This is a genomic window from Enterobacter cloacae complex sp. 418I7, assembly GCF_050030705.1.
Lineage (GTDB): Bacteria > Pseudomonadota > Gammaproteobacteria > Enterobacterales > Enterobacteriaceae > Enterobacter > Enterobacter intestinihominis.
Genome location: NZ_JBLGUU010000001.1, coordinates 4,613,955 through 4,632,728 on the forward strand (window position 1 = coordinate 4,613,955; position 18,774 = coordinate 4,632,728).

20 protein-coding genes are annotated in these 18,774 nt (G+C 55.1%); 6 read left to right on the top strand and 14 right to left on the bottom strand.

Features of this window, described 5'->3' with window-relative positions; genetic code table 11:
* Positions 1-4 precede the first annotated feature (4 nt).
* The 4 genes from ACQG0S_RS22185 to ACQG0S_RS22200 form a co-directional block, all read right to left on the bottom strand.
* Positions 5-2,527, bottom strand: a complete 2,523-nt coding sequence (locus ACQG0S_RS22185) for a fimbria/pilus outer membrane usher protein (RefSeq protein ID WP_048965900.1) — start codon at positions 2,525-2,527, stop codon at positions 5-7.
* A 35-nt stretch (positions 2,528-2,562) separates the two neighbouring features.
* Positions 2,563-3,291, bottom strand: a complete 729-nt coding sequence (locus ACQG0S_RS22190; protein ID WP_022649828.1) for a fimbrial biogenesis chaperone — start codon at positions 3,289-3,291, stop codon at positions 2,563-2,565.
* A gap of 59 nt (positions 3,292-3,350) precedes the next feature.
* Positions 3,351-3,890 carry a fimbrial protein gene (locus ACQG0S_RS22195; RefSeq protein ID WP_022649829.1) on the bottom strand — a complete coding sequence of 180 codons (540 nt, stop codon included), beginning with the start codon at positions 3,888-3,890 and terminating at the stop codon, positions 3,351-3,353.
* Between the two features lie 465 nt (positions 3,891-4,355).
* Positions 4,356-4,904 carry a helix-turn-helix domain-containing protein gene (locus ACQG0S_RS22200; RefSeq protein WP_023305101.1) on the bottom strand — a complete coding sequence of 183 codons (549 nt, stop codon included), beginning with the start codon at positions 4,902-4,904 and terminating at the stop codon, positions 4,356-4,358.
* Positions 4,905-5,007: 103 nt separating this feature from the next.
* Here ACQG0S_RS22200 and ACQG0S_RS22205 point away from each other — a divergent pair, with 103 nt between their 5' ends.
* Entirely contained in the window at positions 5,008-5,667 is a 660-nt protein-coding gene (locus ACQG0S_RS22205; protein WP_022649831.1) for an AzlC family ABC transporter permease, read from the top strand.
* Positions 5,667-5,990: an AzlD domain-containing protein gene (locus tag ACQG0S_RS22210; RefSeq protein WP_426750778.1), complete on the top strand. Its 324-nt coding sequence runs from the start codon at positions 5,667-5,669 to the stop codon at positions 5,988-5,990. Before ACQG0S_RS22205 ends, ACQG0S_RS22210 begins: the two co-directional genes overlap by 1 nt.
* 40 nt (positions 5,991-6,030) lie before the next feature.
* Here the strand turns inward: ACQG0S_RS22210 and ACQG0S_RS22215 are convergent, their stop codons facing one another.
* Together ACQG0S_RS22215 and fdhD are read right to left on the bottom strand one after the other, a co-directional pair.
* Positions 6,031-6,243, bottom strand: a complete 213-nt coding sequence (locus tag ACQG0S_RS22215) for a DUF1471 domain-containing protein (RefSeq protein ID WP_003861966.1) — start codon at positions 6,241-6,243, stop codon at positions 6,031-6,033.
* A 114-nt stretch (positions 6,244-6,357) separates the two neighbouring features.
* The gene (gene fdhD / locus ACQG0S_RS22220) at positions 6,358-7,194 is read right to left on the bottom strand and encodes a formate dehydrogenase accessory sulfurtransferase FdhD (RefSeq protein ID WP_045308722.1); all 837 of its coding nucleotides are present in this window, start codon (positions 7,192-7,194) and stop codon (positions 6,358-6,360) included.
* A gap of 371 nt (positions 7,195-7,565) precedes the next feature.
* Between fdhD and fdnG the strand changes: the two genes are divergently transcribed.
* The 4 genes from fdnG to fdhE are packed head-to-tail and all read left to right on the top strand — an operon-like array spanning position 7,566 to position 13,089.
* Positions 7,566-10,616: a formate dehydrogenase-N subunit alpha gene (fdnG, locus tag ACQG0S_RS22225; RefSeq protein ID WP_169440837.1), complete on the top strand. Its 3,051-nt coding sequence runs from the start codon at positions 7,566-7,568 to the stop codon at positions 10,614-10,616.
* 12 nt (positions 10,617-10,628) lie between these two features.
* On the top strand, positions 10,629-11,531 hold the full coding sequence (gene fdxH / locus ACQG0S_RS22230) for a formate dehydrogenase subunit beta (RefSeq protein WP_003861960.1): 903 nt from the start codon (positions 10,629-10,631) through the stop codon (positions 11,529-11,531).
* A complete protein-coding gene (gene fdoI, locus ACQG0S_RS22235; RefSeq protein ID WP_006808711.1) occupies positions 11,528-12,163 on the top strand; it encodes a formate dehydrogenase cytochrome b556 subunit in 636 nt (211 codons plus the stop codon). The genes fdxH and fdoI overlap by 4 nt, the downstream gene beginning before the upstream one ends.
* The gene (gene fdhE / locus ACQG0S_RS22240) at positions 12,160-13,089 is read left to right on the top strand and encodes a formate dehydrogenase accessory protein FdhE (RefSeq protein ID WP_022649835.1); all 930 of its coding nucleotides are present in this window, start codon (positions 12,160-12,162) and stop codon (positions 13,087-13,089) included. Before fdoI ends, fdhE begins: the two co-directional genes overlap by 4 nt.
* Positions 13,090-13,130: 41 nt before the next feature.
* Here fdhE and nadS read toward each other — a convergent pair whose 3' ends face one another.
* From nadS to ACQG0S_RS22280, 8 genes are all read right to left on the bottom strand, one after another.
* Entirely contained in the window at positions 13,131-13,421 is a 291-nt protein-coding gene (gene nadS, locus ACQG0S_RS22245; protein ID WP_032626927.1) for a NadS family protein, read from the bottom strand.
* On the bottom strand, positions 13,422-13,733 hold the full coding sequence (locus tag ACQG0S_RS22250; protein WP_045308723.1) for a toxin HigB-2: 312 nt from the start codon (positions 13,731-13,733) through the stop codon (positions 13,422-13,424).
* 148 nt (positions 13,734-13,881) lie between these two features.
* Positions 13,882-14,823 (bottom strand): fatty acid biosynthesis protein FabY, encoded by a 942-nt coding sequence (gene fabY / locus ACQG0S_RS22255; protein ID WP_022649838.1) that lies wholly within the window; start codon positions 14,821-14,823, stop codon positions 13,882-13,884.
* A 44-nt stretch (positions 14,824-14,867) separates the two neighbouring features.
* Entirely contained in the window at positions 14,868-15,305 is a 438-nt protein-coding gene (gene dtd / locus ACQG0S_RS22260; protein ID WP_048965998.1) for a D-aminoacyl-tRNA deacylase, read from the bottom strand.
* The gene (locus tag ACQG0S_RS22265; protein ID WP_023298923.1) at positions 15,302-16,183 is read right to left on the bottom strand and encodes a virulence factor BrkB family protein; all 882 of its coding nucleotides are present in this window, start codon (positions 16,181-16,183) and stop codon (positions 15,302-15,304) included. Before ACQG0S_RS22265 ends, dtd begins: the two co-directional genes overlap by 4 nt.
* Positions 16,177-16,776 (bottom strand): glucose-1-phosphatase, encoded by a 600-nt coding sequence (yihX, locus tag ACQG0S_RS22270; RefSeq protein ID WP_003861947.1) that lies wholly within the window; start codon positions 16,774-16,776, stop codon positions 16,177-16,179. Before yihX ends, ACQG0S_RS22265 begins: the two co-directional genes overlap by 7 nt.
* Before the next feature lie 118 nt (positions 16,777-16,894).
* Positions 16,895-17,695, bottom strand: coding sequence for a DeoR/GlpR family DNA-binding transcription regulator (locus ACQG0S_RS22275; protein WP_048965999.1), 801 nt, complete (start codon positions 17,693-17,695; stop codon positions 16,895-16,897).
* A gap of 34 nt (positions 17,696-17,729) precedes the next feature.
* The gene (locus ACQG0S_RS22280) at positions 17,730-18,626 is read right to left on the bottom strand and encodes a sugar kinase (protein WP_048966000.1); all 897 of its coding nucleotides are present in this window, start codon (positions 18,624-18,626) and stop codon (positions 17,730-17,732) included.
* Positions 18,627-18,774 lie beyond the last annotated feature (148 nt).

Here is an 18,774-nt window from a genome sequence, read left to right on the forward strand (position 1 = left end):
GGGCTTAACGGCAAGGCAACGTTAATACCCGTAACGGTTCCGACGGCTGCGTATTTTGCCAGGCTATCCGACAGCTTTCCTGCTGGGCCTCCCCCCACTTAATCCGCAATATGCCTTTCTCGTCGCTGGCGCGAAAATAGAGCTGACTCGCCTGCCCCATCATGCCAATGCTGTTGTCATACTCATCGTAAACGGCGGCCCCCATCGGGATAACCTCACCTTTCAGCCTCTGCGCAGTGATCAACATGGCCTGTCCCTGAAGCGTGGTGTAGCGCAGGCGAACCATCGCCCCGGCGAATGGCGCAACACGCTGAACCGATGTCTGGAGTTCCACATCGTCGGCCATGTCTTGCGGGTCCAGGCTGACAGTATTGAACTGATAAGGCACCAACGATGGTGCAAGCGCATAGCCAAACGCGTTCACCTGTGCCCCTTGCCCGCCGGATATCCGTGCGCCATCCGCACCGGGTGCTTCAATCAATGCGAAGGTGTCACCAAGATACGGTCCCGGCGTGATACCTCCACGATGCAATACCAGTGCCCCCTGTAACGATGCCGACGCCTGCCAGTAATCACTGGAGGAAGACCACGACGCGCCGCCGCTGGCCCAAGGGAAATTCTTCTGAAAATTTGCTCCCCAGACGGACTGCTCCCCGCGATCGTTTGTGGCGTAGTTGAGGCTGTAGCTCAGCGGATCGCGCTCACCCATCACCCCGCTAAGCGTCGACTGATAATCTCCGCCGTCATCATCACTATGGTTAGCGCTAATCGAAAGCATTGGCGAGTAGCGACTCTGCCCAAGCGGAATAGAAAACGATAATGACCACAGCGTTTGCGTTTTTGCCTGCCAGGCGTCGCTCCAGTCGACGGCGTTCCCCATGCCGTTTTGTGAAGATGGGGTGATTCGTCGGGTGCGCGCCGCCGTAAGGTTCACCGATATGCCGTAGGCAAATGCCTTACTCCAGCTGGCCTGAAGCTGCTTATCGCGGCTTTTCTGGTCGCGATAGTCCTGTGAAGAGAAGGAAAGATTAATATTACCCAACCAGTCCAGCGCCTGGCTGGCCGAAAGCTCAACCCTGGAGCGCTGCCGCCAGGTGGAGGATTGCCACTCCTCATTATGCGCAGCGCGTGAACCGAGCACATCGTACAGCTCAGCATAGCCGCCTGTAGAGTAGCGGTAGCCCGCCAACGCAACCGACGTCCCCGTCTGTGGAAAATGTTTACTGTAGTTGAGCCTGGACATCCAGCCGGTTTGGTAATCGTCGCTGTTCAGCCGTGCGCGCGAGAAAGTGCTGTCCATCCCCCATGCGCCCAGCGTGGAACTGTAAACGCCGCCGAGCATAAACGCCTGATAGCCGTTTGCCAGTTGATTGCCCGCATTGATAGTGAGCGCATTCGTTACCCCGTGCTGCCAGACAATTTCACTGAATTCGTCATTGTTGCCCACGTCCCGCACGCGCCCCACTGTCGCACTGTATTCCGAAAACCCCGCGCGCATGGATTCCGCCAGCGCGGAAAAGGGTACGTTAAACGTACTTTCACTCCCATCCGCTTCCGTGACAATGACGTTCAGATCGCCTGCGTAATTAGTGGGATAAAGATCGTCAATCGCAAACGCACCGGGCGCGACCGTGGTTTCATAGAGCGTGTTGTTGCCCTGGCGAATGGTTACTTTGGCGTTGGTTCGCGCAATCCCACGCACCACTGGCGCGTAGCCGCGCTGAGATTCCGGACGCATTCGGGTATCGGAGGTGAGCTGCACGCCGCGAAAGCTGATCCCGGAAAAAAATCTGCCGTCGGTGTAGCCTTCGCCAATCATCATTTCACTGCGCAGCGGCACAATCGCTCGCTGGACATAGCGCCGCGTTGTTGTCCAATGGCTGCCCAGATCGCTGTCATAGTTGAGCGCAGACTGCTGACGATAGCGCCACAGTCCCAGATTTAACCCGCCATTCAGGTTCAGGTAAGTGGAGTCTGTCGTGCCACCGCCATCCTGCTTTTGCGTGACGTGGTACTGGTTAGCCATGTAGTTGAGAAAGAGCATACTTTCTCCGGACTCCAGGCTCTCTTCACGTATTCCTCCTCGCGGCAGTTTATCCAGCAGGGTTTGTGGTACCGAAAAATCAACACGCATTTGCGACATCACGCTGCTCACCGTGATGCCGGAAAAAAGCGCATTGTCCGGACGATAGCAGCCTTCTCCAGGCTCTTCCGGCAACGATTTCAGCCCAATCTTTTTTAAGGTACCCCAGCTAAAACACGGCATTACGCGATGTTCCACGGCTGTAAATACGATGTCATCCCTCGCGGCCAGCGTACCGTTAACATATAGATCCAGTGTATAACTGCCGGGCTTGATCATTGAATCCTGGTTTAACTGTTCAATATCAACCTTATTCAGGCCAGACCCGCGAAGTAGCGACGCGTCAAAGACATACGCTTCTTGCGCTTGCACGAAAGAGGCGCTGATTAACGTCAGCGTCGAGACAAACAGACAACACCGGGGATACGCGCGATGTCGGAGCATAAAACCCTCCCTGCCCACTCTTTCCATGTCGACTTCTAGCGAGGCAGCGTGAAGGTGTGGCTCACCGCCGTGCCATAATCATTCATGGCGTAAACCGTGACAGATGTGGCCACCGGATCGGTTAAAACCCAGCGTGTGTCGCCAAATGGTGGAATCATCACCGATTGGCCAACCGCCGTAGATTTCTCACCTCGGGTTAACAGCGCGTTGCGCAGTGAAATATGCCATGGCGTAGGGTTTTGTAACGTCAGCATATTTCCTTTACGCTGCACCTGAAGTTGCGTCAGAGCCTGACTGGCGTCGCCGCGCAGACCGGGCGGGCGATAAAATACTTTGAGCCGGCTTTTTACAATCAATGCCAGGCGATTCTGTGCAAGATCGGACGATTTAATGGCGGGATATTGCAAATAATTAAACCAGAACACGGACTCGCGATCCTGTGGGAGCTGTTGGGTCTGCCCTGTAAATTTTAGCCGCAGCGCATGACCATTCAGCGCATTAATCCGAAATATTTGTGGCGTGACGATAAAAGGTGCATCCGCTGTGTCTGGCGTTGAATCTGGGTTATTTTTATCCAGCCACACCTGCACCAGCATCGGTGTATCACCATTGTTAGAAAATTCTACAACCTTATCTTTTGCATCAGCAGAATAAATTATTCTATTACCTTTAAGAATAACACTGGAAGATGCTATGTTCGATATAAAAATAGAAGACAAAAATGCCATTACAGCAATAAAACAGCATTTATTAGTGTACAGCATATACACCTCCCTAATTAATAGGGAATAAATGGCGCTACGTTAAGTAGCGCCTAAAAGAGTTACAAATAGGTAATTGCGAACTGTGCTTGCGCTTCTACTGCTCCGGCCGTAGCCCCGCCAGCAGAAGAGTAGTAACGTGCAGCCATATCAAAGGAGACAGAGTCTGGACCGCTCGTTCCACCTACCGTCTGCATAGACGTTTTTGCTATGCCGCTGGTGAAGTCCAGCTCGGTCGTGCCTTCAAGTAGCTGAATAGCAACGTTCGTCGCCGGGCTTGCCGCCGCGATATTTTTTAGGTTGTTACCGTCCAGATAATTACTGACAAAACGTACGCCTGCCGAAGATGACGACGTCGCAGTAACATCGCAGCCGCTCAACGTCACAGTGAAAGGCGTTTGCCCTGCGCTGGACCCCGCAGCCGTCAGCTCGCTTTTACTGACGGCAGGCAACAGGACAACCGGATAAGAATCGGTGCCATTAATTTTTATGGTACAGGTTTGATCGGTAACTTCTCCTAAAAAACGTACGGTATTATTTGCATAGACAGCGCCACTTACTCCGACAGATACAATAAATGCTACCAGCACTCTTTTTTTCATTTTTATTGTCTCCTTTACATGCCCTTATCGTTATAAGAGCCAATGCGCGAATAATGATTATTTCTTAGAACAAACATACCCCTATAAAAATTATGTGTAAATATATTTCAGAGGTTAACAAATCATAAAAATAAGCAGCCCTGCGAAAAAACAAGGTAATCACACATAAATTCCATGAATAACAAAAAAAGGTTAACAGGATAAAGTATCGCCATTAAACGTGACGTCTCCCACCTAACCCAATGAATTCTCGCATAAACGAACAATTAGTCTTTCATATTTATTTATAATCCAAATGATTAAATATTCTAAAAACTGTATTAAACTTAAATTAAAGTACAAAGAACAATTCACGCCATAAATGATTTAATGGTCGAATATATTTAATATGGATATTTTGTTTTATGATCTTAGTCTCATTTTATCGCCCCGCTGTCGTCTTACCGGCAGCGGGTTTGCCGCTGTTTAGTTTTGTTCCGCCACCAGCAGCGCGTGCGTATCTGGCTCCAGCGCCTTAAAGATATGCGGCTGGTCAGCGGGATAGCAAATGTAATCTCCCGGGCCGAGCTCTTCTGCCGCGTCGATCAGGCCGACCATCGCCCGCCCCTGGGTCACGATAATATGCTCAACCGATCCTGGCGGATGCGGCTGGGAAATACGGTCTGCCCCCGGCTGAGTCAGCAGCAGGTAGATATCACGACGCGCCCCCGGCGGACACGCCGCGAGCAAAATCGCCTCGTAGTTCGCCTGCCCGGCGACAACTTTTGTGCCCTCTCCGCGGCGGATCACCTGCGTGACGGGTTGTTGCGGCTCCAGTAACCGGGCAAACGGAATATCCAGCGCCACGCAAAGCGACCAGAGCGTTTCCAGGCTAGGGTTGCCGTTGCCAGACTCCAGTTGTGAAAGCGTGGATTTGGCGATCCCGGCACGGCGGGCAATTTCCGCCAGTGAGAGCCCGGTTCGCAGGCGTTCTCGCACCAGGCTTCTGGCGATTACGCTGATTGGCTGCGTCATAATAACGGCCTCATTCTCTCTATAACGAACGAATCGTTCGCCTTGTAAAACGTTTTTGATGCGTTCATTATAATGGAAATACGTTCGATATGGCTAAAATGGTATGAAGAATCACCTCTCTTGCCTGAAAGGCGACACGATAAAAGCGATCGTCCTGGTCTGCCTCGCGGTGGGCGTGGTCGGCATGTCCTACGGCTCGCTGGCGATGGCCTACGGCTTCCCGCTGTGGGTGCCATTTGTCCTCTCCCTCACGGTGCTGGCAGGCGCATCCGAGTTTATGTTTATCGGCATCGTGGCGAGCGGCGGCAATCCGCTGGCGGCGGCCGCTGCGGGTTTACTGGTAAACGCGCGCCATGTGCCGTTCGGCGTGACGGTGCGTGACCTGGTGGGCAAGCGCGGCCTGAGCTTTCTGGGCTGTCATATCATGAACGATGAAAGCGTGGTGTTTGGCCTGTCGCAAAAAACCGCCGAGCAGCGTAAAGCGGCCTACTGGCTGTGCGGGTTAGGCGTGGCAATCATCTGGCCGCTGGGCGCGGTGCTGGGGGCGATGGTCGGCAAGCTACTGCCAGACCCGGAAACCATCGGGCTGGACGCGGTGTTCCCGGCGATCCTGCTGGCGTTAGTGGTGCCGGCATTTAAAAACCGTACCACGCTGATCCGCGCCTGTAGCGGCGCGTTGTTGTCGCTGGCAGCCGTGCCGTTCGCACCGGTGGGCCTGCCGGTGCTGCTCTCTTTGCTCGGCCTTGCCGCGAGGAAAAAATAATGGAAAACATGACGGTCTTTATTCTCGGCATCGCCATTCTTTCTGCCGGAACCTATCTGATGCGTCTCGGCGGGGCAAAACTCGGCAGCCGGCTGGCGCTTTCTGAACGGTCGCAGGCGCTGCTTTCAGATGCGGCTACCGTTTTGTTGTTCTCCGTCGCGCTGGCGACAACGTTTTATGAAGGGGACCATTTTGCCGGGATGGCGCGCGTGCTGGGGGTGGGGTTCGCGGTGTTTTTGGGCTGGCGCAAAATGCCGTTAATTGTGGTGATCGTCGCGGCGGCGGTGGTGACGGCGCTGCTGCGTCTGGCGGGCATAAACTAAAAAAGCGCCCCAGGGGCGCTCTTTCGACGGTACTGCGAAATTATTTGTTCAGTTCAGCGGTCATGTGTACGCGGTTACCGGTGAATGCCTGAGTAATTTTGTAGGATGACGCGCCCGCTTCCTGAGCCTGTGCGGCGATTTTAGCTTCTGCACCGTCCAGCGTAGAGGCGGATGCGGTCACAGTCTGCGCAGCGAAAGAACCGAAAGATGTAGCCAGAGCGATTACTGCGACAAAAGTTTTGATGCTTTTCATGAGATAAACCCTTTCGTTAAGTTGTTTAGATAAGGCACCGTGCCTTGATGAGATAAATACTAGACCTCATCATGAACAACTAAAAGCGGAAGGATTTGCTATACTCATTCAAAATTACTGATTAACAATTAATCGCTGCGGATGGGTGTAAATTGTCGCCCTGCCTGGCTTGCAGAACCCCACCAGCGTCAGGTTGCAGCGCTCCGCCACTTCAACCGCCAGCGTGGTTGCCGCTGACACCGCAAACAAAATTTCCACGCCGCACATGGCGGATTTTTGCACCATCTCGTAGCTGGCGCGGCTGGAAACGAGCGCGGCCCCTTGCTGCCAGACGTTGTTTTCCCGAGCGCGACGGCCCAGCAGCTTATCCAGCGCGACGTGGCGGCCAACATCTTCATGCCCGCCTGCAATGCTCCCCGACGGCAATACCCACGCCGCCGCATGCGTACAACCGCTGAGCTGGCCGATGGGCTGAACGTCATTCAGGTGCACAAGCGCCCGATCAAGATGCGCCAGATTGAACGTCTGGGTGAACGGCAGCGGGATAATGGGTTTGCCGATATCGTTAAGCTGTTCAACACCGCACACGCCGCAGCCGGTACGTCCGGCCAGCGCCCGGCGGCGCTCTTTCAGCCCCATAAAGCGGCGGCTGGAGAGTTCGATTTGCACTTCGAGACCGTTGCAGGCCGGTACGACGTCCATGCCGTAGATCTCCTGCGGATGCGCAATGATGCCTTCCGAGAGGGAGAAACCGATGGCGAACAGCTCGAGATCTTTCGGCGAGGCCATCATCACCACATGCGAAATCCCGTTGTAAACCAGGGCAACGGGGACCTCTTCCGCCAGAAAATCCGGCGTGGCATGTGAAATGTGAGGCGGTCTGTGTACCGACAGCTCCACAATGCCCGCAGGCAGTGGCGACGCGTGGGTAGCACGGTTTTGTTTAAACACGACGGTATTCCTGAACAACCACGGAAGTGAGCCTGCTATTGCACCACAAACAGCGGACCTTACGCATAGTATGGATCAACTTTTCAGCATCCATTCTCCTACTCAATTCGGAGGGGTGCAACCGGTCATCTGCTACACACCCTTAACATCCGCAGAGAGAAATGTGATTGATATCACACTTTATAATCAATGCCGTGATAATACGTTCACTTTGTTTTAACGCCGTTGGAACAGGCGTACCGACATTGTGGTATTCTGGGCTTATCCCTCGGAGAAATGAGGGATTAACGCAAATTTTTCTCCTTTGCGGTTAATTCTCAACCGCAAAGTAAAACTACATAGCAATGTCGTAATGAACCAAGGAGTGACCCATGCAGGTCAGCAGAAGGCAGTTCTTTAAGATCTGCGCTGGCGGTATGGCAGGCACCACGGCGGCGGCACTGGGCTTTGCGCCCGGCGTAGCGCTGGCGGAAACTCGGCAGTATAAACTGCTGCGCACCCGCGAAACCCGTAACACCTGTACGTACTGCTCCGTCGGCTGTGGGCTGTTAATGTATAGCCTCGGCGACGGTGCGAAAAACGCCAAAGCATCTATTTTCCACATCGAAGGCGATCCGGATCATCCGGTCAACCGTGGTGCGCTGTGTCCGAAAGGGGCCGGTCTGGTAGATTTTATCCACTCTGAAAGCCGCCTGAAGTTTCCTGAGTACCGTGCTCCCGGCTCTGACAAATGGCAACAAATCAGCTGGGAAGAGGCGTTCGATCGCATCGCTAAGCTGATGAAAGAAGACCGCGATGCCAACTTTATTGCGAAGAATGCCGAAGGCACCACCGTTAACCGCTGGCTCTCCACCGGCATGCTGTGTGCTTCAGCGTCCAGTAACGAAACCGGCTATTTAACCCAGAAATTTACGCGCGCACTCGGTATGCTCGCGGTCGACAACCAGGCGCGTGTCTGACACGGACCAACGGTAGCAAGTCTTGCTCCAACATTTGGTCGCGGTGCGATGACCAACCACTGGGTCGACATCAAGAACGCCAACCTTATTGTGGTGATGGGCGGTAACGCCGCTGAAGCGCACCCTGTCGGGTTCCGCTGGGCGATGGAAGCCAAAATCCACAACGGCGCGAAGCTGGTTGTGATCGATCCCCGCTTTACGCGTACAGCGTCAGTGGCGGATTTCTACACCCCTATTCGTTCAGGTACTGACATCACTTTCCTGTCAGGCGTATTGCTGTACCTGATGACCAACGAAAAATATAACCGCGAGTACACCGAAGCCTATACCAACGCCAGCCTGATCGTGCGTGAGGATTACCACTTCGAAGATGGCCTGTTCAGCGGTTATGACGCCGAAAAACGCAGGTACGACAAAACCAGCTGGAACTACGAGCTGGACGAAAACGGCTTTGCGAAGCGCGACACCACCCTGCAACACCCGCGCTGCGTGTGGAACCTGCTGAAAGAGCACGTGTCCCGCTATACGCCAGAGGTTGTCGAAAACATCTGTGGGACGCCGAAGGCGGACTTCCTGAAGGTGTGCGAGTTGATTGCGGAAACCAGCGCGAAAGATAAAACCGCGTCGTTCCTGTATGCACTCGGCTGGACGCAGCACTCCATCGGCGCGCAGAACATCCGCACCATGGCGATGGTTCAGTTGCTGCTCGGCAACATGGGGATGGCAGGCGGCGGCGTTAACGCCCTGCGCGGTCACTCCAACATCCAGGGTCTGACCGACCTTGGCCTGCTGTCTCAGAGCCTGACGGGTTACATGAACCTGCCGAGCGAGAAACAGACCGACCTGCAAACCTATCTGACGGCCAGCACGCCAAAACCGCTGCTCGAAGGCCAGGTAAACTACTGGGGCAACTATCCGAAGTTCTTCGTCTCGCTGATGAAAGCTTTCTACGGCGACAAGGCGACGGCGGAAAACAGCTGGGGCTTTGACTGGCTGCCGAAGTGGGACAAAGGGTACGACGTCCTCCAGTACTTCGAAATGATGCACCAGGGCCAGGTCAACGGCTATATCTGCCAGGGCTTTAACCCGGTGGCGTCGTTCCCGAACAAGAACAAGGTTGTCGAGTCTCTGTCGAAACTGAAGTACCTGGTGACAATTGACCCGCTCAATACCGAAACCTCGACGTTCTGGCAGAACCACGGTGAGTCGAACGATGTCGACCCGTCGAAGATTCAGACCGAAGTGTTCCGTCTGCCGTCCACCTGCTTCGCGGAAGAGAACGGCTCTATCGTCAACTCTGGCCGCTGGTTGCAGTGGCACTGGAAAGGCGCGGACGCCCCGGGCATCGCCCTGAACGACGGCGAGATCCTGGCCGGTATCTTCTTACGCCTGCGTAAAATGTACGCGGCTGAAGGCGGCGCAACGCCTGAGCCGGTGCTGAACATGACCTGGAACTATTCGACGCCGGAAAACCCTGCGCCGGAAGAAGTGGCCATGGAGAGCAACGGTAAGGCGCTGGCGGACGTTATCGACCCGGCGACCGGCACCGTGCTGGCGAAGAAAGGCGATCAGCTCAGCACCTTCGCACACCTGCGTGACGACGGTACGACGTCAAGCGGCTGCTGGATTTTTGCCGGTAGCTGGACGCCGAAAGGCAACCAGATGGCCAACCGCGATAACGCCGACCCGTCGGGCCTCGGTAATACGCTGGGCTGGGCATGGGCATGGCCGCTTAACCGCCGCATCCTCTATAACCGTGCCTCTGCTGACCCGCAGGGCAACCCGTGGGATCCGAAGCGTCAGCTACTCAAGTGGGACGGCGCGAAATGGGGCGGCGTGGATATTCCGGACTACAGCACTGCCGCACCAGGCAGCGATGTCGGGCCGTTTATCATGCAGCCTGAAGGGATGGGGCGCCTGTTTGCTATCGATAAGATGGCGGAAGGTCCATTCCCGGAACACTATGAGCCGTTTGAGACGCCGCTGGGTACTAACCCGCTGCACCCGAACGTGGTCTCTAACCCGGCAGCCCGTATCTTCAAGGGCGATTTTGAAGCGCTGGGTAAAAAGGACAAGTTCCCGTATGTCGGCACCACCTACCGTCTGACCGAACACTTCCACTACTGGACCAAGCACGCGCTGCTGAATGCCATCGCGCAGCCGGAACAGTTTGTGGAGATCGGCGAGAAGCTGGCGGGCAAGCTCGGCATCGCCCATGGCGATACCGTGAAGGTCTCCTCTAACCGCGGCTACATCAAAGCCAAGGCGGTGGTGACCAAGCGTATTCGCACGCTGAACGTTCATGGTCAGCAGGTGGATACCATCGGCATCCCAATTCACTGGGGTTATGAGGGCGTGGCGAAGAAAGGGTTCATTGCGAATACCCTGACGCCGTTCGTCGGTGATGCGAACACGCAGACGCCGGAGTTTAAGGCCTTCCTCGTGAACGTGGAAAAGGTGTAACGGAGACGACTTATGGCTTATCAATCTCAAGACATTATCCGTCGTTCCGCGACTAACGGTTTCACGCCCGCGCCTCAGGCGCGGGACCACCAGCAGGAAGTGGCGAAGCTTATCGACGTGACCACCTGTATCGGCTGTAAAGCCTGTCAGGTGGCTTGTTCAGAGTGGAACGACATCCGTGACGAAGTGGGTCACAACGTCGGGGTGTACGACAACCCGGCGGACCTGACCGCCAAGTCCTGGACGGTAATGCGTTTCTCGGAAGTGGAACAGAACGACAAACTGGAATGGCTTATCCGCAAAGACGGCTGTATGCACTGTGCGGATCCGGGCTGCCTGAAGGCGTGTCCGTCAGAAGGGGCTATCATTCAGTATGCCAACGGCATCGTCGACTTCCAGTCTGAGCAGTGTATTGGCTGCGGCTACTGCATCGCGGGCTGTCCGTTCGACGTGCCGCGCATGAACCCGGAAGACAACCGCGTCTACAAATGTACGCTGTGCGTTGACCGCGTAAATGTCGGTCAGGAGCCAGCCTGCGTGAAGACCTGCCCAACCGGCGCTATCCACTTTGGCTCTAAAGAGGATATGAAAACGCTGGCGGCAGAGCGCGTGGGCGAGCTGAAAACCCGTGGTTACGATAACGCGGGCCTGTACGATCCGGCCGGGGTTGGCGGTACGCACGTGATGTACGTGCTGCACCACGCCGACAAGCCGAATCTGTACCATGGCCTGCCGGAGAACCCGGAAATCAGCGCCACCGTGAAGTTCTGGAAAGGTATCTGGAAACCGCTGGCCGCGGTCGGTTTTGCGGCCACCTTTGCAGCGAGCATCTTCCACTACGTCGGCGTTGGTCCGAACCGCGCGGAAGAGGAAGACGATAACCTGCATGAAGAGAAAGACGAGGTGCGCAAATGAGAAAACGTGACACCATCGTGCGCTACACCGCGCCGGAACGCATCAACCACTGGGTCACCGCCTTCTGCTTCATGCTGGCGGCGATAAGCGGGCTGGGGTTCTTCTTCCCCTCCTTCAACTGGCTGATGCAGATACTGGGCACGCCGCAGCTGGCGCGCATCCTGCACCCGTTCGTGGGTGTGGTGATGTTTGCCTCGTTTATCATCATGTTTTTCCGCTACTGGCACCATAACCTAATCAATCGGGATGATATCTTTTGGGCGAAGAATATTCGTAAGATCGTCGTCAACGAGGAAGTGGGTGATACCGGGCGTTATAACTTCGGCCAGAAATGCGTATTCTGGGCGGCGATTATCTTCCTGGTCCTGTTGCTGGTGAGCGGCGTGATCATCTGGCGTCCGTACTTTGCGCCTGCTTTCTCAATCCCGGTGATCCGATTTGCGCTGATGCTGCATTCATTTGCCGCAGTGGCGTTAATTGTGGTTATCATGGTGCATATCTACGCCGCCCTTTGGGTGAAAGGCACCATTACCGCGATGGTGGAAGGATGGGTAACCAGTACGTGGGCGAAGAAACATCACCCGCGCTGGTACCGTGAAGTCCGCCAGAAACAGGAAAAGTCATCTGAATGAGTATTCGCATAATCCCGCAAGATGAGCTGGGGTCGAGCGAGAAACGCACGGCGGATTATATTCCGCCGTTGTTGTTCCCCAGACTCAAGAACCTCTACAACCGCCGCGCAGAGCGTCTGCGCGAGCTGGCAGAGAACAACCCGCTGGGCGATTTTCTGCGTTTTGCCGCGCTGGTCGCCCATGCGCAGGAAGTGGTGCTATACGACCACCCGCTGCAAATGGATCTGACCGCACGCATCAAAGAAGCCAACGCGCAGGGCAAGCCGCCGCTGGACATTCACGTTCTGCCGCGCGACAAGCACTGGCATAAGCTGCTGCATTCGCTGATTGCCGAGCTGAAGCCCGAAATGAGCGGCACGGCGCTGGCGGTCATTGAGAACCTGGAAAAAGCCTCAGAGCAAGAGCTGGAAGAGATGGCGAGCGCGCTGTTTGCCTCCGACTTCTCGCTGGTGAGCAGCGATAAAGCGCCGTTCATCTGGGCTGCGCTGTCGCTCTACTGGGCGCAAATGGCGAGCCTGATCCCGGGTAAAGCCCGCGCTGAATATGGCGAAGCGCGCCAGTTTTGCCCGGTGTGCGGCTCAATGCCGGTCTCCAGCATGGTACAGATTGGTACGACGCAGGGGCTGCGCTACTTGCACTGCAACCTGTGTGAAACCGAGTGGCACGTGGTGCGCATCAAGTGCAGCAACTGCGAACAGACCCGCGATCTGAACTATTGGTCGCTGGAAAACGAAGACGCGGCGGTGAAAGCCGAAAGCTGCGGCGACTGCGGGACCTACCTGAAGATTCTGTATCAGGAAAAAGACCCGAAAGTCGAAGCGGTAGCCGACGATCTCGCCTCGCTGATCCTGGACGCGAAGATGGAGCAGGAGGGCTTTGCCCGTAGCTCGATCAACCCGTTCCTGTTCCCGGGGGAAGGGGAGTAATCTCCACTAAAGCCCGGCGAGCCTCTGTGCAACCGGGCTATTTACTGCGATAGGGCTGGGATGACATGTTGAGGGTCGTTAGCAATGGCGCGCAATAGCGCTTTAGCGGGGCCTGTAGGTGAGCGTCTGCCTTGTTCCCAGTTACGCAACGTATCAACGCTAACTGAGATTAAGTTCGCGAATTTACTCTGCGACAACCCGGACGCCTGACGAATTTCTTTTATTTTCATCGCATCAATTTGAAACGTACGCGACGGCTCTCGTTGGCCCTCGGCAATTTCGTTGATTTGCGCAATGCTTTGGGTTAATCGCTCAAACAGCGCCTTATCCATTTACCACCTCTCAATCATCTTTTTCAGTATGGCTTTTTCACCCGCGGAGAGGTCATCTTTGATCCCTTTGCGATAGATGAGCAGCAACCTGATTTCACACTCACGCGTACGGTGAAAATAGATAACTCTGACTCCACTACGCTTTCCCTTACCGCCAGCAAGCCAGCGAATCTTTCGCAAGCCTCCCGAATTCTGGATCAGATCGCCGTAATCCGGTTGCGTTGCCAGGAATATTTGGAACCTATGATATTCGTCGTCATCCAGTAACGTTTTGACGTCTTCTGTAAAAATATCCGTTTCAATGAATAGCATATATCGTACGCCATTGGCTTATAGTAGCAAACATCCAATGTACGTCAATGACGTACCCCTAGCTGATTACGTTAATGGGATACGCTGAATAAAGCGAAGTATAATTCCTGCTACGTTGTGTATTTGCGAGCCGCTTTCCAGACGACTGCTACTCCTCCTCGTTCCCGCCCTCTTCATACGCGCCATACGGCTTCGCAGGCAGAACGATATAGGTGCCTTCAAACACCGCGCCCGGCGTTTCATCGCCGAACAGCTCAACCTGCATTTGTACGCGTGCTTTACGCCCACGCGCCAGACGGTCGAGATCGCCGCCCAGTGCGCCCAGGTCAGCTACCGCGCTCGGCTTGCCGCTGATCGGCGCGCTGTAGCGGATATGGGCATCGGCCAGAATAATGGTGCCGCCGAGATGACGTTCGCGCAGCATCAGCCAGATCAGTCCCCAGCCGGTGAGCGTGGCGAGTGAAAACAGGCTACCGGCAAACAGGGTATGGTGTGGGTTCTGGTTGCCGGTTTCCGGCATGGTGGTAATAAATTTTTGCCCGGTATATTGCTGAATACGCACGCCCATTTTTTCACTGAGCGGAATGTGCTGATACCACGCCTGCTGGAGCTGCCCGCACCAGTCGGCACGATGGAGAATATCGTCCAGGGTGGCGATGGGTTTGATCATCAAAAAGTGACGAATCGGCGTAGTTTGCGGGGCGGTGATTTCCCCCTGATTCACGAAACCAAGCTTGGCAAAGAACTCAACGGCATCTTCACGGGCGCTACAGGTGACGCGCTTGACCCCTTCCTGACGGGCGACGGATTCCAGCGTCATTGCCATCAGCGTTCCGAGGCCTTTGTCCTGCACGGAGGGGTGAACGGCCATAAAGCGGATTGAAGCTTCGTTGTCGGCATTGATATACAAACGCCCCACGGCAACCAGATTGCCCTCTTCATCAACCACCATCTGGTGGTGCGCCATCGCGTCCCAGGCGTCGCGTTCAGACCCTTTAGGTTGATGCAGTGGCTTGCGCAGCATTTCCCAGCGGAAATGGTAATAAACCTCTAACTCTTCTTCCGTTTGCGGTACTCGAAGGTGATACATAGCTGTACTCTCTCTTGTTACCCGCGGCCAGGCCGCCAGTTGGCTCATACCTGGAGCCAGAATGTGACGGGGCCATCGTTCACCAGCGAAACCTGCATATCCGCAGCGAATCGTCCGGTTTGTGTATTCATGTCCTGTTGGCGACAGCGCTCAACAAAGTACTCGTAAAGGGCTTCTGCGCGATCCGGTGCCGCGCCCTTCGAAAAACTCGGCCGCATGCCGCGTTCGGTATCCGCAGCCAGCGTAAACTGGGACACCACCAGCACGCTGCCGCCCGCCTGCTGAACGCTCAGGTTCATCTTGCCTTCCGCATCGCTGAAAATGCGGTAGCCCAGCACGCGCTCACACAAGCGGTTGGCTTTTTGTTCGTCGTCATCCTTTTCGACACCCAGGAGCACCAAAAGTCCTGGGCCGATTTCACCCGTCACCTCATCCGCCACGGTGACGCTGGCACGGGTTACGCGCTGAATCAATGCAATCATGGTTGGTCTGCTTCTTGTTGTTTTTCAGCTTCTGCTGCTTTTTTAAGTTCGCGGTAGACCCCGAGAGTGACAGTTATTTCGGCGCCAAGCAAGACGATGCACCACGTCCAGTAGACCCAGACAAACAAAATGGGGATCACCGCCAGTACGCCGTAAATCAGCTGATAAGAGGGGAACATGGTGATATAAAGCGCGAATCCTTTCTTGCCCAACTCAAAGAGCAACGCCGCGACCAGCGCGCCCACCACGGCATCCCGGTTGGGTACGCGCGTAGTTGGCACCACGCTATAAAGCAGCCAGAACGAAAGCCACGATAAAATCAGCGGGAAGATGCGCAGCACGTTATCGATCACGCTGTTTAAATCGCTCGCCCAGCGCAGCGAAAGAAGGTAGGAGCTGATCGCCAGGCTCGCCCCCGCCAGCAAGGGGCCGAGGGTTAAAATCATCCAGTAGACGGCAAAGGAATAGACCTTTGGGCGGACTTTTTTGCTCCGCCAGATAGTGTTGAGCGCACTGTCGATGGAGTACATCAGCAGCAGCGCGGTAACAATAAGCCCACACGCCCCCACCGCCGTCATCTTGCTGGAGTTAGCGACAAACTGTTCAATGTAGTTCTGGATCACATCGCCGGTGGCAGGAATAAAGTTTGCGAAAACAAAATGGCGAAGCTGCATGCTCACATCGGCAAACATCGGAAACGCCGAAAAAAGCGCAAAAATCACCGCCACCAGCGGAACCAGCGAGAGCAAGGACACGTAAGCGAGATTGCCCGCCAGCGTGGTCATGTTGTCCTCATCAATGCGATGCCAGAGGAGTTTCAGCCACGCCCTCAGCGGGCGCGTGTGGTGATTGGCTTTTTGATGAACGGTTTTTAGCATAACTGCTTCGCAAAGTAGTTCGGTATCGTCTCTTTTCCGGTCACCAGAATGGAGGTGATACCTAACTGATTAGCCCCTTCTATATTATCGGCGTTGTCGTCAAAAAAGACCGCATCCGCTGCCGTGAATCCTTCTTCCTGCAATACCGCCTGATAGATGCGCGCCTCAGGTTTACGCATCCCCATCTCCTGGGAGAGATACACTTTATCTGCCGCCGCGTGAATTTCAGGGTATTCATCCGGCCAGAAGGTGGTATGCAGGCGGTTGGTATTAGACAGCACGACAACGCGATGCCCCTGCTCGCGCAGCTTGTGCATGATGTCGATCACTTCGGGGCGGATCGCGACAAATATGGCCTGCCAGCCGTGGGAAAATTGCTCGTAACTTAACGAGAGACCCATTTCCTGACAGAAACGCTCTGCGAACGCTTCGTCGCTGATCTCACCGCGCTCGTGCAAATGGAAAGTCTCACCCATCGCGAAATTCTGCTTTAACGTCGCCAGCGGAACACGGCTAAAATCGCTCCATGCGCCCAGCACCCGGTTAAAATCGATATCGACGATTACATTTCCTAAGTCAAAGATATAAAGCATGTTTATCTCCTTTCGCCGTGGAAAAGTAACTGTAGCGGGAAAGAGAAAGTTTAGCTATGCGCCAGATTCAGCTTAGAGAAAGGAAAGGCCCGAATCGCAATATCGGGCCATAAGACGATCAGCCAGCCTGCTGCTCTTCTCCGGAATTCACTTCGACAACCTCAACCTTGCTGGATTTTAGGTGACTTTGCAGCGCCGGGCCGGGCAGCTCATCGGTGAACAGCGCCGTCACCTGCGCCACGTTGCCAACTTCAACCGCCGCGGAGGCGTGGTATTTCGTATGATCGGCCGCCAGTAAAATGTGACGGGAGTGGGCAATCATGGTTTTCACCACGCTGGCTTCGTTAACGTCAAATTCCATCATCGCGCCGTCGTGCTCTATCGCCCCCACGCTGGTCACGAGGTAGTCCGCCCGGAAGCCAGACACAAACGCCGTTGCCGCAGGCCCGATAATGCCGCCGTTATGCGGGCGCAGCGTACCGCCAGGTACCATCACCTCAAAACGCGGGTTCTTATAAAGAATGTGCGCCACCCGCAGGCTGTTGGTGATAATGCGCAGATGATTATGATTAAGCAGCGCCCGTGCAACGTGCTCCACCGTTGTGCCGATAGTGATAAAGATGGTCGAGCCATCCGGGATATAGTCCGCAATCGCTTCGGCAATCGCCCGTTTCTCTTCGGTAAGCGAGACTTCACGCTGTTCGAACGCCGTGTTGACCACGCTGGATGCCCTGCCCGCGCCGCCGTGATGACGGGTGATCAGCCCTTGCTCGCTGAGCTTGCGGATATCCCGGCGCACGGTTTGCGTCGACACATCCAACAGCTGCGCCAGTTCATCAATGTTCATATAGCCGCGATCGGCAATCAGCGTCAGCAGCTGATCGTGACGCGGGTTGCCGGTCAGTTCGGTAAGGCTCATGGGCTGTCCTCTGAAAACCATCACGCCCCGCATTTTATACAAAAAGTGACAAAAAAGAGCGGGTTTGATCACAGTCGGGTATACCCGCGCGCCCGCCGGGCTTTGTGCATTTCAGTGCTGCGACGGCGCTGGCAAAACGCACGGCGTCTGCGGCGGGCAATTTCTGCCCCAGGCTGACCGCCAGCGCACCGTGGAACACGTCGCCCGCGCCGGTGGTATCAATGACCTTCACTTCAAATCCAGGCTGATGACATAGCGCGCCGTTTTCCAGCCAGAAACAGCCGTCTCGCCCCTGCGTGACATACACATGTCCATTTGTGAGCATTTGTGCTTTTTTTAATGCGTCTTCTGTTTCATCCAACTGCGTTAAACGCCGCAGTCCCGGCGCAGAGAAGGCCGAGTGATCGCTTAAGGCGATCAGCTCCGCGATATCCTGCGGGGTAACATCCGCATCCAGCAACGTCGGAACGCCCTGCTGACGGGCCAGGGTAAATGCCTGTTTTGCCCCGTCATGCCAGCGCACGTCGGCTAAGACAATGTCCCACTGAGAGAAGTCGATTTCATGCAGCCAGCCTGCCTCGGCGGGCAGATCGGGGCTGGGGTAGTTGGCAATCACTCTTTCCCCACCTGCGTCCACCAGCACCGCCGATTGCGACGATCGGGCCCCCTTAACTACGCGCGTATAGCGGGTGTTCACCCCCAGGGATTCCAGCTCCGCAAGCAACCGTCTGCCGGTATCGTCGTCCCCCACCCGACCAATAAAATCCACTTCCGCGCCCAGTTTCGCGGCTGCCACTGCCGCCGTTGCCGCCGGGCCGCCGCCCACTTCCGTGTAGTCTTTTGCGACATATTTCCCACCTTCTTTTGGTAAATCATCGAGATACCAGATGCGATCCAGCACGGTAATGCCGACACAAACGATGCGAGTCATGGTGATTCCTTCTGCGATTTCTGATGCCTTCATTTTAATTTCACCAAATGTTTAAAAAGTGACCCGTGTCAATTTTTTGACTATAAATTACAAATACGATCAAAAACAGACACCACAAACGCGCAAAAATTGACACGATGTGACAGGA

Coding starts and splice junctions, on each gene's coding strand:
- ACQG0S_RS22185 (WP_048965900.1), bottom strand. CDS start 2,527: ATGCTCCGACATCGCGCGTATCCCCGGTGTTGTCTGTTTGTCTCGACG.
- ACQG0S_RS22190 (WP_022649828.1), bottom strand. CDS start 3,291: ATGCTGTACACTAATAAATGCTGTTTTATTGCTGTAATGGCATTTTTG.
- ACQG0S_RS22195 (WP_022649829.1), bottom strand. CDS start 3,890: ATGAAAAAAAGAGTGCTGGTAGCATTTATTGTATCTGTCGGAGTAAGT.
- ACQG0S_RS22200 (WP_023305101.1), bottom strand. CDS start 4,904: ATGACGCAGCCAATCAGCGTAATCGCCAGAAGCCTGGTGCGAGAACGC.
- ACQG0S_RS22205 (WP_022649831.1), top strand. CDS start 5,008: ATGAAGAATCACCTCTCTTGCCTGAAAGGCGACACGATAAAAGCGATC.
- ACQG0S_RS22210 (WP_426750778.1), top strand. CDS start 5,667: ATGGAAAACATGACGGTCTTTATTCTCGGCATCGCCATTCTTTCTGCC.
- ACQG0S_RS22215 (WP_003861966.1), bottom strand. CDS start 6,243: ATGAAAAGCATCAAAACTTTTGTCGCAGTAATCGCTCTGGCTACATCT.
- fdxH (WP_003861960.1), top strand. CDS start 10,629: ATGGCTTATCAATCTCAAGACATTATCCGTCGTTCCGCGACTAACGGT.
- fdoI (WP_006808711.1), top strand. CDS start 11,528: ATGAGAAAACGTGACACCATCGTGCGCTACACCGCGCCGGAACGCATC.
- fdhE (WP_022649835.1), top strand. CDS start 12,160: ATGAGTATTCGCATAATCCCGCAAGATGAGCTGGGGTCGAGCGAGAAA.
- nadS (WP_032626927.1), bottom strand. CDS start 13,421: ATGGATAAGGCGCTGTTTGAGCGATTAACCCAAAGCATTGCGCAAATC.
- ACQG0S_RS22250 (WP_045308723.1), bottom strand. CDS start 13,733: ATGCTATTCATTGAAACGGATATTTTTACAGAAGACGTCAAAACGTTA.
- fabY (WP_022649838.1), bottom strand. CDS start 14,823: ATGTATCACCTTCGAGTACCGCAAACGGAAGAAGAGTTAGAGGTTTAT.
- dtd (WP_048965998.1), bottom strand. CDS start 15,305: ATGATTGCATTGATTCAGCGCGTAACCCGTGCCAGCGTCACCGTGGCG.
- ACQG0S_RS22265 (WP_023298923.1), bottom strand. CDS start 16,183: ATGCTAAAAACCGTTCATCAAAAAGCCAATCACCACACGCGCCCGCTG.
- yihX (WP_003861947.1), bottom strand. CDS start 16,776: ATGCTTTATATCTTTGACTTAGGAAATGTAATCGTCGATATCGATTTT.
- ACQG0S_RS22275 (WP_048965999.1), bottom strand. CDS start 17,695: ATGAGCCTTACCGAACTGACCGGCAACCCGCGTCACGATCAGCTGCTG.
- ACQG0S_RS22280 (WP_048966000.1), bottom strand. CDS start 18,626: ATGACTCGCATCGTTTGTGTCGGCATTACCGTGCTGGATCGCATCTGG.